Source organism: Sulfurovum sp., from assembly GCF_041551015.1.
Lineage (GTDB): Bacteria > Campylobacterota > Campylobacteria > Campylobacterales > Sulfurovaceae > Sulfurovum.
The window spans coordinates 1-11370 of record NZ_JBFENQ010000049.1 but is presented as its reverse complement, the minus strand read 5'-3'; the positions used below and the strand labels follow the sequence as shown (position 1 = coordinate 11370).

The 11370-nt window shown below is 37.4% G+C and carries 11 protein-coding genes; 6 read left to right on the top strand and 5 right to left on the bottom strand.

The window, feature by feature from the left end; all coding sequences use genetic code 11:
• Nucleotides 1–1269 carry a UDP-N-acetylglucosamine 1-carboxyvinyltransferase gene (gene murA, locus ABZC96_RS04750; protein ID WP_373029455.1) on the bottom strand — a complete coding sequence of 423 codons (1269 nt, stop codon included), beginning with the start codon at nucleotides 1267–1269 and terminating at the stop codon, nucleotides 1–3.
• Between the two features lie 243 nt (nucleotides 1270–1512).
• Between murA and ABZC96_RS04745 the strand changes: the two genes are divergently transcribed.
• From ABZC96_RS04745 to ABZC96_RS04735, 3 genes are all read left to right on the top strand, one after another.
• Nucleotides 1513–2070 carry a hypothetical protein gene (locus ABZC96_RS04745; RefSeq protein ID WP_373029453.1) on the top strand — a complete coding sequence of 186 codons (558 nt, stop codon included), beginning with the start codon at nucleotides 1513–1515 and terminating at the stop codon, nucleotides 2068–2070.
• Between the two features lie 85 nt (nucleotides 2071–2155).
• Nucleotides 2156–2494 carry a hypothetical protein gene (locus ABZC96_RS04740; RefSeq protein WP_373029452.1) on the top strand — a complete coding sequence of 113 codons (339 nt, stop codon included), beginning with the start codon at nucleotides 2156–2158 and terminating at the stop codon, nucleotides 2492–2494.
• Nucleotides 2495–4564: an ATP-dependent helicase gene (locus ABZC96_RS04735; protein ID WP_373029451.1), complete on the top strand. Its 2070-nt coding sequence runs from the start codon at nucleotides 2495–2497 to the stop codon at nucleotides 4562–4564.
• On the opposite strand, the gene ABZC96_RS04730 is transcribed toward ABZC96_RS04735, so the two are convergent.
• From ABZC96_RS04730 to ABZC96_RS04715, 4 genes are all read right to left on the bottom strand, one after another.
• Nucleotides 4561–5328 (bottom strand): NYN domain-containing protein, encoded by a 768-nt coding sequence (locus ABZC96_RS04730; protein WP_373029450.1) that lies wholly within the window; start codon nucleotides 5326–5328, stop codon nucleotides 4561–4563. The genes ABZC96_RS04735 and ABZC96_RS04730 overlap by 4 nt on opposite strands.
• Nucleotide 5329: 1 nt before the next feature.
• Nucleotides 5330–5935 (bottom strand): 16S rRNA (guanine(966)-N(2))-methyltransferase RsmD, encoded by a 606-nt coding sequence (gene rsmD, locus ABZC96_RS04725; RefSeq protein WP_373029449.1) that lies wholly within the window; start codon nucleotides 5933–5935, stop codon nucleotides 5330–5332.
• Between the two features lie 24 nt (nucleotides 5936–5959).
• Nucleotides 5960–7288, bottom strand: coding sequence for an SH3 domain-containing protein (locus tag ABZC96_RS04720; RefSeq protein ID WP_373029447.1), 1329 nt, complete (start codon nucleotides 7286–7288; stop codon nucleotides 5960–5962).
• Between the two features lie 185 nt (nucleotides 7289–7473).
• Nucleotides 7474–8010 carry a DUF2062 domain-containing protein gene (locus ABZC96_RS04715; protein WP_373029445.1) on the bottom strand — a complete coding sequence of 179 codons (537 nt, stop codon included), beginning with the start codon at nucleotides 8008–8010 and terminating at the stop codon, nucleotides 7474–7476.
• A 117-nt stretch (nucleotides 8011–8127) separates the two neighbouring features.
• On the opposite strand from ABZC96_RS04715, the gene ABZC96_RS04710 reads away from it, so the two are divergent.
• The 3 genes from ABZC96_RS04710 to ABZC96_RS04700 are packed head-to-tail and all read left to right on the top strand — an operon-like array spanning nucleotide 8128 to nucleotide 11255.
• Entirely contained in the window at nucleotides 8128–9063 is a 936-nt protein-coding gene (locus ABZC96_RS04710; protein ID WP_373029443.1) for a ribose-phosphate pyrophosphokinase, read from the top strand.
• 24 nt (nucleotides 9064–9087) lie between these two features.
• Nucleotides 9088–10899: a translation elongation factor 4 gene (gene lepA / locus ABZC96_RS04705; protein WP_373029442.1), complete on the top strand. Its 1812-nt coding sequence runs from the start codon at nucleotides 9088–9090 to the stop codon at nucleotides 10897–10899.
• The gene (locus ABZC96_RS04700) at nucleotides 10899–11255 is read left to right on the top strand and encodes a NifB/NifX family molybdenum-iron cluster-binding protein (protein ID WP_373029440.1); all 357 of its coding nucleotides are present in this window, start codon (nucleotides 10899–10901) and stop codon (nucleotides 11253–11255) included. Before lepA ends, ABZC96_RS04700 begins: the two co-directional genes overlap by 1 nt.
• The last annotated feature ends 115 nt before the right edge of the window (nucleotides 11256–11370 follow it).

Genomic DNA, 11370 nt, shown 5'->3' with positions numbered 1-11370 from the left:
TTACTTACTCTCTTTCTTCCTCACGATATTTGCACCCAGTGCAGAGAGTTTTCCCTCTAGATCATCATATCCACGGTCTAAGTGATAGATACGTCTTACATTGGTTGTACCTTCTGCAATAAGTGCAGCCAGAACAAGTGCTGAAGAGGCTCTTAGGTCAGTTGCCATCACATCTGCTCCATAGAGCTTTTCAACACCTTTTACAGCCGCTGTGCTCCCTTTGAGCCAGATATCTGCACCTAAACGGTTGAGTTCACTTACGTGCATAAAACGGTTTTCAAAGAGACGCTCTTCTATAAGACTTTCTCCTTTAGCCATGACTGCAAGTGCCATGAACTGTGCTTGCATATCTGTAGGGAAGCCCGGATACTCTACAGTGATAAGATTTACAGGTGTAAGGGTTTGAGTAGGATGGATGGTAATACTGTCATCTTCCATATCAAATGTACAACCCATGTGTTCTAGCTTATCAATAGATGCGCGTATATGTTTATGGTTTACTTTGTTAAGAGTAATGGTTGAGTTCGTGATAGCTCCTGCGCAAAGGTAGGTTCCTGCCTCGATACGGTCAGGGATGATCTCAACAGTTTTAAATGTAAGAGGTTTTCTGTCTGTACCTTCTATCGTAAGCTCATCAGTACCTATACCTTCTATCTTTACGCCTGCGTCACGTATCATCTCACAGAGTTGTACCACTTCAGGTTCTTTTGCTGCATTAATGATAGTTGTAGTCCCTTTAGCCAAAGCAGCAGCCATAACGATGTTTTCCGTACCACCTACAGTGATCTTGTCGAAGATTATCTTTGCCCCATGAAGTCCATTGGGTGCTTCAGCACGAACGTATCCACCTTTTATCTCTATATGTGCACCCATTTCTTCAAGAGCTTGGAGGTGAAGGTCTATAGGACGCTGACCAATGGCACAACCGCCAGGCAAACTCACTTCACATTCTCCAAATCTTGCAAGCAGGGGACCCAATACCAGAATGGATGCTCTCATCTGAGAGACTATTTCATAGACTGCTTTGGTAGAAGTAATAGAACCATTATTGATTTTTGCGATTGTTTTATCATGATCAACGGTTCCACCAAGCATTGTAAGAAGTTTGAGAAGTGTTCGGATATCTACAACATTTGGTAGGTTTGTTAATGTGACCTCTTTGTCACTAAGTATGGTTGCTGCAATGATTGGAAGGGCAGCATTTTTAGCACCACTTATTGTGACATTTCCACTTAACTTCTTTCCACCAACTATCTCTAAATAATCCATCAATCTCATCCTCAAATATATTTATATGATTTTATCTAAATATGGATTAGAAGCGAGCTATTTAGGTTATGAAATTAGTATTTTATACTAAATAATATTAGTTTTAAGAGGGCTTTTCAAATTAAAAAATAGAAAAATTCATATTATTCACTATGATTTAAAGTAACTATTATTAAAACTTCTGTATTATATTTAATAATATGTACTCAAGAAGGGCTATATGCCCCATTTTAAGGGAAAAGAATGTCGAGTAGTTTAGATAAGTTAAGGGCACTTACGAGTCGTCTGGAAGATAAAATAGAAGAGAAAGAAAAGATTTCTTCTGTTATATCCACAGAGGACAAAGAAGTCAAAAAAAGTGAAAAAAAACCATCATCAAAAGCTGTTAAAAAAGTAACGGAAAACTGTGATAATGTTCGAGAAGAGAATATTGCACGGGTAAAAGAACTTTATGAAAAACTCAAAATTTTTGAGAAGTCTCCAGACTTTGATAAAGTCTTTAAATATAAAGCGATGAACCTGTCAGGTATCGGTTTGAAAGAAGAAGATTTTGGTGAAGTGCGTGACGGAAAGTACATTCAAGTAATTGCCATCACTTATGAGCCAGATAAGAATGGAAAGAAGAAAGCTAAAAATATCTCTTTAGGATATTTTGGTAAAGCTGAGACTTTAGAAAATACACTTAAAAATGAGATCATTGAATTTGTTTTACGATGGCGTTATGAAAAAGCCTTTCAAAATGTTGAACATTATAAAGATCTCATATCACGTGTTGAAACACCATCAGATACACTTTTTTAAAATTTAGGGAATTTTAATTTCCCTAACGCTTCACTAATCAAAGTTTTGTTACAATCAACTTCTAATTTTACTACTTAGGATAGTTATGCACCTTGAACTTACACCAGAAGCACTTTTAACACAACTTGGCTATACAAAAAGTGAACAGACACTGAAACAAATCAATAATATTATCGCAAATACAAGGAATTTTGAAAAGTTTTCACCGCATATTCCTTCATTTAATGATGCATTGGCTGTAGAAAAAGGATTTATAGCTATGTCAAATTCTGAAGATCATCTCAAAATAAAATGTGATGAAGATATTGGGGCAGATAACCTTTCTGCTTTTACCGAATTAGTAAAACATTGGGCAGACAAATATAAACTTGAACTTAAACAGGTAGAGAATAAAAATACTTACTACATTATCGGTCAAAAATAATTGCCTTTAACCTCTCTCAATGACGAGCAGCTTAGTGCTGCTACGGCACCTTTAGGACATAATCTTATCATTGCCAGTGCGGGTACAGGTAAAACCTCTACAATCGTAGGGCGTATTGCACACCTTTTACATAAAGGTACGGAACCTTCCAAGATATTACTCTTAACCTTTACAAATAAAGCTGCAGGAGAGATGATAGCGCGTCTTGAACGCTATTTTCCCAAGAAAATAGTATCTAAGATAGAATCTGGAACCTTCCATGCAGTCTCTTACCGTTGGCTCAAAGAAATATATCCAAACTTGGCACTTAAACAACCTTCAGAGCTTAAAACACTTTTTAGAAGTATTTATGAAAAACGTAACTTTGAGCGTATGAATCTTACCATGCAGCCTTTTTCGGCTACCTATCTCTATGAGATGTACTCATTGTATCAAAATGCTTCTCTAGAAAGCTTTGATGTATGGTTTTTGGAAAAATACCCGGATCATGAACCTGTAATGGATATCTATATGGATATCACTCAAGAGTTTGAAAAAGAGAAGATAGACTACGGCTTTGCTTCGTTCAATGATCTGTTGTTACGCATGAAAAGCCACTTAGAAGAAAATACTATACCTTTTGAAGAAGTGCTCGTCGATGAGTATCAAGATACCAATACACTTCAGAGTGCTCTTATAGATGTACTCAAACCAAAATCTCTTTTTTGTGTAGGAGATTATGACCAGAGTATCTATGCCTTTAATGGAGCGAACATAGAGAATATTGCTACCTACTCAACGCGTTACCCCAATGCGAGTGTTTTTACACTGAAAACAAATTATCGTTCTACTGCACCTATACTCTCTTTGGCAAATCGTGTTATAGAGCGAAATGAACGTATCTACCCTAAAAAACTGGAAGTGGGACGTGATGTAAAGAGTTATCCTCCTAAGCTTTTGATGTACAATGATCTTTTTGAGCAGTATCAATCTATTGCCGAGGGCATCAAACGTACCCATGTCCCGAACGATCAGATAGCGGTTGTATTTAGAAACAACTCTTCTGCCGATGGAGTTGAAGCAAGTTTACGTGAATATGGTATCCCATGTAAGCGTAAAGGCGGAACAAGTTTTTTCGATGCAAAAGAGATAAAATTTTTGCTTGATCTTTTGGCATTGCTTGTCAACCCAAAAGATATGATGGCATTTATCCATGTGTTTGAGTATGCTAGAGGGGTAGGGTCTGCACTTTCCAAAGAGTTTTTTCAGTGTTTCTTACACTTTGGACAGGGGAATTTCATGCAAGGGGTACTCTACCCAAAAGTACATGATCTACCTAAGCTTAACCCTAACAAAAATGTTCAGCTTGGACTCTTCGATGATGATCAGGAGATAGGATCTGTTGCGAGGTTTAAACATATGAACCTGGAGAGTGCACTTTACAACCATCCACTGCTAAAACATGCAAAACTAAGCAATGACGGTATGGACTTTTTTAAAGAGTTTTATACGCTTATGAAGTCTGTACACAGTTTGGAAAAACCATCTGATATTTTAAAAAATATTATTGCTTCCAAACTCTATGTTGGCATTATAGAACTTTTGGCAACGCAAAGAGGACGGCTTAAATCCGGAGAAGTCGATGAAGAGAAGAAGAAACAGGCCAAAGAGCGTATACAGAGAAAAGCCCATCTTTTACTAGACCTTTCACGTCAGTACGTAGAGTTACGGCGTTTTGTGAATGCCATGGTATTGGGTGGGAATGAACTCAGTGAAGGTGAGGGTGTTAATCTGCTTACTGTACATGCAAGTAAAGGTTTGGAGTTTCCGGAAGTCTATGTCATTGACCTGGTAGACGGAAGATTCCCAAATAGAAAGATGATGTCGAGCATAGAAGAAGAGCGTCGATTGTTTTATGTTGCTGTGACACGGGCTAAAGACAGACTTTATCTCTCTTTAGCGAAATTTGACAGAGTGAAAAAAATAGACTATAAACCTTCACAGTTCTTACATGAAGCGGGACTTATTAAAGGAGAATTCGTGGAGCCAGAACCTAAAGGGAAAAAAGAGAAGAAAGAGATTACTGTTTAGTAGAATCTTTTATCTCTGATACTCATTTGTTTAGTCTCTGGATCCAAATAAATATCAAAAAGGTCTATCTCACTGATGAGATTACTTAGTTTTTTATACCCAAAGTTAATAGGTGAAAATGAAGTAGAGTTGTTTATGTATTGACCAATACTTGCTAAGTTTGCCCATCCATCTTCATCCATCGTTTGCTCTAATGCGGTTCTTAGTACGTTTACCAACCAGGTATCTTGACGCATCTCTTTACCTGACTTTTTTATCGGTGCTTCTTGTATATCTATCGTATGTGTATCGTTTATATCTACTACTTTTGCTGCTTCTATCTTCATAAGTTGTTCTGTGAAAATAAACTGTGAACATGCCGCCATAAATGGTTTAGGTGTTTTCTTTTCACCAAAACCGTAGACTTTAATGCCTTCTGCCTGTACGCGCATGACTACAGGCGTAAAGTCAGAATCACTCGTTGCAAATGCAAAAGCATCAATGTCTTTTGTGTGAAGAAGATCTATGGCATCTATTGTCATGAGAATATCTGTGGCATTTTTGTTTTTAGAATAGTCAAACTGCTGTATGGGTTTAATAGCAAACTCCAAGAGTTTCTCTTCCCAGTTCTTGAGGTTGTCTTTTGTCCAGTTACCATAGGCTTGGCGTATGTTTACTACCCCGTATTTACTAAGCTCATTGATAATACCTTCTATAGAACGATGCGAAATATTATCACAGTCTATAAACAATGCTATGTGATCTTCTGTTTTACTTTTTGCCATATTAGTCCTTTGGTTTATAATAGGTCATAGTGCTCCGACCAAACTTTTTACGTTTCATCAACACTAATGCACCTATCTCTTCCGGCATATCAAGGCTAGTCATATGTTCAACAATGACCATTTCACATACCTCAGGTTCTATAGTCTCTATAAGTGCGATGGTTTTGTCATAGACGTCATCCATACCGTCACGGGTAGAAAAAGGAGGATCAAAATAAAAGTAGGTTTTCTCATTGCTTTTTTTGACCATTTCATAGACAAGTGCAAACTTTTCAAAACTATCACCATAAAAAAGATGGCACTTTGAAGGGTCAACACGTTTAACATTACCTTCCAGACAACGAAAGGCGGTTTTATTGTACTCCATGAAGTAACACTGTCCTGCCCCACGGCTTAGTGCTTCGAGTCCTATGGATCCGGAACCTGCAAAGACTTCAACAAAATTCTTGTCGATGATATCAAATTGCAAAGTATTAAAAAGTGATTCTTTTAGGATGCCTTTTGAGCTGCGTGTTGTGAAGATGTCTGGAATTTCTATCTTCTTGCCTTTGTGAATACCGGCAGTGATGGTAATTGTAAATATTTTTATTTTTTCTTTTATTTTCATGCTTAGATTCTATCTAAATAAGCGTTAAAAATTGACTATCGTTTTAAGTGTGTTAATTAACTTACTTTCTTCTCTAATATCTGCACGTTCTTTCCCCGGTTCAGTACTGCTAATGATAGTACGTGCAGTAATAAGTTTTGTACGGTCTTTTTTACGAATACCCCAATAGGTATGCATAATGACGGGTTCTCCTTTATATTCACCTAAATAAAGTACGACATGTCCTGGAACATACAGTAAAGATCGGAAAGGTTCAGCATCTTTGATAATCTTCTGTTTCTTTTTGGCTTTTGCAAGACCTTCTATTGAAATGCCATTCCCATCTTCAGCCTGTTTACTTGAGTTTCGACGTAAAAAGATCCCAAATGCTCCTAAAAAGTCTCTAGTTGTAGCAGAACAGTCGCGACAATCATAACTTCCTCCCCAACCATAGGGCTCACCGTAAAACTCTTTTGCCAACATACCTACATTTTTGGCTGTGAAAGGCAGAGGTTTTTTAGCAATGATATTTGGATTACTTACTGTTACCTTCTCAATGTGAGCTCTTCCTTTAGCATCACGTGAAGCTACAAGGTATTTTTGATCATCAGAGATTGGGAATAGGGCACCTATTTTAACTATAGAGATATCTTTAGTATCATTATAAAGTCTAAGATTGTCTTTAATGACCATAGCGTAGTTATCATTTTTAAATGTTTTTATAAAGTCATTACTTACCAGTGCCAAGTCAGAGGTTTTGACCCAACCAAAGGAGTAAGATGCCCTTACAAATGCCCATTTTTTATCTTTAGAAAAATGTGAAATATAAAGTGGTATATTAATGTGCAGTGCAGAATTTTGGTTGTAGTCAAAAGGGAAGCCTTCACCCGTTTTTTTAGGATCTCTGAAAAAAGCAGATGATGTTGGAAGTGATTTAACATCAGTACGGCGTACAGTGATGGCTTTATATTTTTTACTATCAATGTTGTCATAGTTAGCATTGGCTATCCATTGATTATAAATTGAAGCACGTATAATAGAACCTTTAGCTCTATAAATAGGTTTTTTTGTGATAAATCTGATTTCCCAACCAAAGTCTTTCTCAGGAATATCTAATGATGTCAGACTCCATGGTTTAAAGTACTTCTCGTTAAATTTTTCATCAAGTTCTTTTTGTTTACTTTTAGCAAAAGGTTTGATTTGATCCGCATAATATGCAGGGTCCTGAGGGATGTTTTTCATATCCGCTATTTTGTTTTTAGGCATACGGTCTATTTTGCTTTTTGTACGTGTACTTTCTTTAAGCATATACCCCGCATGCAAAGTGGAAAAAGAGCTAATAAGAAGGAAAGTAAGGGTCAGTTTTTTATACATAATTAAGTTCTTTTTTCTTTAATCATAAAGTAGTTTGGTTAACGATTGGTTTATATAGAGTTGTTGAAACTATATATCAAATGGTATTGTAAAGCATTCTCCCTAAAAAGGGGCTATTTGAAGAAAAATAAAGTGACTAATGTTTGCTACAAGAATCATTGTTACATATTCATGTTAAGTGAGTGTTAAACTTCAGGAGTATTAGATTTTTTTCTTGATTGTTTTTTCTTTCTTCTGTGTTCACGTTCTTTTTTTTCACTATGGACGGAGTTCACCCAAAGTCTGTTCAGTACTACATAAATGATACCTGTGACTACGATAGAGTAAAATGAAGTACCTACATAAAGTGGTACAAGTATGTCATCAAAATGTTCAGTAAACCATGTCGTAGTTAACTCTATATCTTCCAGACCCTCGCGACCCAACAGGAAATTTCCAGTAAGGTATTCCATATAGTACATTGGAGGCATGGTAAAAGGGTTACTGAGCCAAACCATTGAGATTGCTATAGGTACATTAAAGCGGAAAAACGGTGTGGTGGCCATGACTGCCAGCATTTGCATTGGCATAGGGATGAATCCCCAAAACAGCCCCACTGCGACACCTCTAGTTATCATCCGTCTGTTTACAGCCAGATAAGATTTTGGTAAATTGTACTTCTCTAAAAATGCATCTATTTTATTTCCGCCAGACGGCTTTTTTTTAAAAACTTTTCGTATCATTACTATCCATAGTTCTAATTAGTATATATCTTAGTGTAATACCGAGGAGCTTTAAATCACCTTTTTATCAACTTTTGTGTAGAATACGCGTAACAAAATAGACACAAAGGTACAATCATGAGCGGATATATGATTTTTTCGGGAACATCAAACCCTGAGCTCGCTGAAGAGATAGCAACTTACTTGGAAATGCCTCTTTCCAAGGCTAATATTAACCGTTTTTCTGATGGTGAGATTAATGTGAAAATTGCAGAATCTGTACGTGGTAAAGATGTATTTATCATCCAGCCTACCTCTGCACCGGCCAACGGTAACCTTATGGAACTTCTCATTATGACAGATGCATTGAAACGTTCTTCTGCAAAGTCTATTACGGCTGTAGTACCTTACTATGGTTATGCAAGACAAGACAGAAAAGCTGCACCAAGAGTACCTATTACGGCGAAGCTTGTCGCAAACCTTATGGAAACAGCCGGTATCACTCGTATGGTTACAGTAGATCTTCATGCTTCGCAGATACAAGGATTTTTTGACATCCCTGTAGATAACCTGTACGGTGCTATTTTATTTATGGATTACATAAAAGCAAAAAACTTTAAAAATCCTGTTATTGCTTCTCCAGATATAGGTGGTGTGGCAAGAGCAAGATACTTTGCCAATAAATTGGGTCTTGATATGGTTATCGTTGATAAGAGACGTGAAAAAGCCAATGAGAGTGAAGTAATGAATATCATTGGTAATGTTGAAGGTAAAGATGTGATTCTCATCGATGATATGGTTGATACTGCCGGAACAATGGTTAAAGCGGCAGCTGCGCTTAAAAAACTTGGCGCTACATCGGTCATGGCATGTTGTACTCACCCGGTGCTTTCTGGTCCTGCTTATGAACGTATAGAAGAGGGTGAATTAGATGAACTTGTTGTTGCTAACACAATTCCTATGACAAAATCATCTAAGAAGATCAAAATGCTTTCAACAGCATCTATGCTGGGTGAAGTTATCCGAAGAGTACATAATAATGAGAGTGTAAACTCTTTATTTGAGACAAACTAGTAAGTAAGAAAAACAAGGAATTCAATGGCTAAGCCAATACCTCAATCACGCATACGTAATTTTTCAATCATTGCACATATCGATCATGGGAAGTCAACATTGGCTGACCGTATTATACAAGAGTGTGGTGCTGTAACAGACAGACAGATGTCTGCACAGGTTATGGACACAATGGACATCGAAAAAGAACGTGGTATTACAATTAAGGCACAATCTGTGCGTCTTGACTATGTGAAAGATGGGGAACACTACATCCTTAACCTCATAGACACTCCGGGTCATGTGGACTTCTCTTATGAAGTAAGCCGTTCTCTGGCTTCTTCTGAGGGTGCTTTACTCATCGTAGATGCGGCACAAGGGGTGGAGGCACAAACCATAGCCAATGTCTATATCGCTATAGAAAATAACTTGGAACTTTTACCTGTCGTAAACAAGATAGACTTACCGGCTGCTGATCCGGATAGAGTACTTGCAGAATTGGAAGAAGCCATAGGTATCGATGCAACCGAACACAACCTTGTTTCCGCTAAAACAGGGGTAGGGGTTAAAGATCTCATCGACTCTATAGTTGACCGTGTTCCTGCACCAACAGGTGATGAGAATGCACCAACTAAAGCACTCATTTACGACTCTTGGTTTGACAACTATATGGGAGCACTTGCGTTGGTTCGTGTCTTTGATGGAAGTATCAAAAAAGGGCAGATGGTCAAAGTAATGGGAACCAAAGATGAACATCAGGTTCTCAGTATGATGTATCCAAATCCCATAGCAAACATACAAACAGATGAGATACGTACAGGTGAGATAGGTATCGTGGTCATGGGACTTAAAACAGTCGATGGTCTGCAAGTGGGAGATACTATTACAGATTCTAAAAATCCTACAGCAGAGATGATCCATGGTTTTGAACCTGCTAAACCTTTTGTATTTGCAGGTATTTACCCTATAGAGACAGATAAATTTGAAGATCTGCGTGATGCGTTAAACAAACTTAAACTCAACGACTCTTCTTTGAGTTTTGAACCAGAGAGTTCCATGGCATTGGGATCAGGTTTTAGAACAGGTTTCTTAGGAATGCTTCATATGGAAGTAGTTAAAGAACGTTTGGAACGTGAATTTAACCTGGAGCTCATTGCCACTGCACCTACTGTTGTATATAAAGTAAAACTAACAAATGGGACTGAACTTGAGATACAAAATCCAAGTGAACTTCCAGAACCACAGAAAATAGATAAGATTTTTGAACCTTACGTAAGAGCAACCATTTTGACACCTCAAGAGTATGTAGGTAATCTTATTAAATTACTGAATGATCGTCGTGGTATTCAGATCAAGATGGATTACTTGAATGAAACACGTGTACTCTTAGAGTATGACATTCCTATGAATGAGATCGTAATGGATTTTTACGATAAGTTGAAATCTATGACGAAAGGGTATGCAAGTTTTGACTACGAACCTATAGAGTTTAGAGAGGGTAAACTTGTAAAACTTGACATTAAAGTTGCTGGAGAGGTAGTAGATTCACTCTCTATTATTGTTCCTGAAGAAAAGGCACGTACAAGAGGACTTGCTTTCGTTGCACAACTCAAAGAACTTATACCGAGACAACTTTTCGAAGTGGCTATTCAGGCGAGTATCGGAAATAACGTTATCGCACGTTCTAATGTTAAGTCCATGGGTAAAAATGTGACGGCAAAATGTTATGGTGGAGATATTACACGTAAAAGAAAGCTTTTAGAGAAACAAAAAGCAGGTAAAAAACGTATGAAGTCCATCGGTAGCGTAGAAGTACCGCAAGAAGCATTTATGGCTGTATTGAAGCTAGACAGCTAATGACACTTATTCCTGTAGAAGAAGACAAAAAAACCATTGCCGGTCGTTTTAGAAAAGCACACTCTTTTGCTTTTCTTGATGAAGGTCAGATCATCGTACAGGAAAATCCGCATAAAACATCAAAATCACCAGAATTTTTTGAGTATTTCAAGACGTTAGATATAGATACACTCTATGTGAAAGAGTTAGGCTATAACACATTTTTGACACTTTTAGAACTAGGTGTAGAAGTTTATTTGATACAAGAAGCAGATACGTATAACCGAATCAAGCCTAATAATTTACTTTTGTTAAATATGGATAATGCACAAGAACACTGTTCATTAGGTCACCATAATAAAGAAGAAGGTAAGTAGTGGGCTGGGCGATACACTTACACCTTGTAGCAGCTATTGCATGGATAGGTGGAGCATTTTTTATGTTTTTACTTGGTGTGAGTCTGAGAAAGAAAGAAGACCAGGATGCTGTATA

Coding starts and splice junctions, on each gene's coding strand:
- ABZC96_RS04715 (WP_373029445.1), bottom strand. CDS start 8,010: ATGATACGAAAAGTTTTTAAAAAAAAGCCGTCTGGCGGAAATAAAATA.
- ABZC96_RS04745 (WP_373029453.1), top strand. CDS start 1,513: ATGTCGAGTAGTTTAGATAAGTTAAGGGCACTTACGAGTCGTCTGGAA.
- ABZC96_RS04730 (WP_373029450.1), bottom strand. CDS start 5,328: ATGGCAAAAAGTAAAACAGAAGATCACATAGCATTGTTTATAGACTGT.
- ABZC96_RS04710 (WP_373029443.1), top strand. CDS start 8,128: ATGAGCGGATATATGATTTTTTCGGGAACATCAAACCCTGAGCTCGCT.
- ABZC96_RS04740 (WP_373029452.1), top strand. CDS start 2,156: ATGCACCTTGAACTTACACCAGAAGCACTTTTAACACAACTTGGCTAT.
- ABZC96_RS04720 (WP_373029447.1), bottom strand. CDS start 7,288: ATGTATAAAAAACTGACCCTTACTTTCCTTCTTATTAGCTCTTTTTCC.
- lepA (WP_373029442.1), top strand. CDS start 9,088: ATGGCTAAGCCAATACCTCAATCACGCATACGTAATTTTTCAATCATT.
- murA (WP_373029455.1), bottom strand. CDS start 1,269: ATGGATTATTTAGAGATAGTTGGTGGAAAGAAGTTAAGTGGAAATGTC.
- rsmD (WP_373029449.1), bottom strand. CDS start 5,935: ATGAAAATAAAAGAAAAAATAAAAATATTTACAATTACCATCACTGCC.
- ABZC96_RS04700 (WP_373029440.1), top strand. CDS start 10,899: ATGACACTTATTCCTGTAGAAGAAGACAAAAAAACCATTGCCGGTCGT.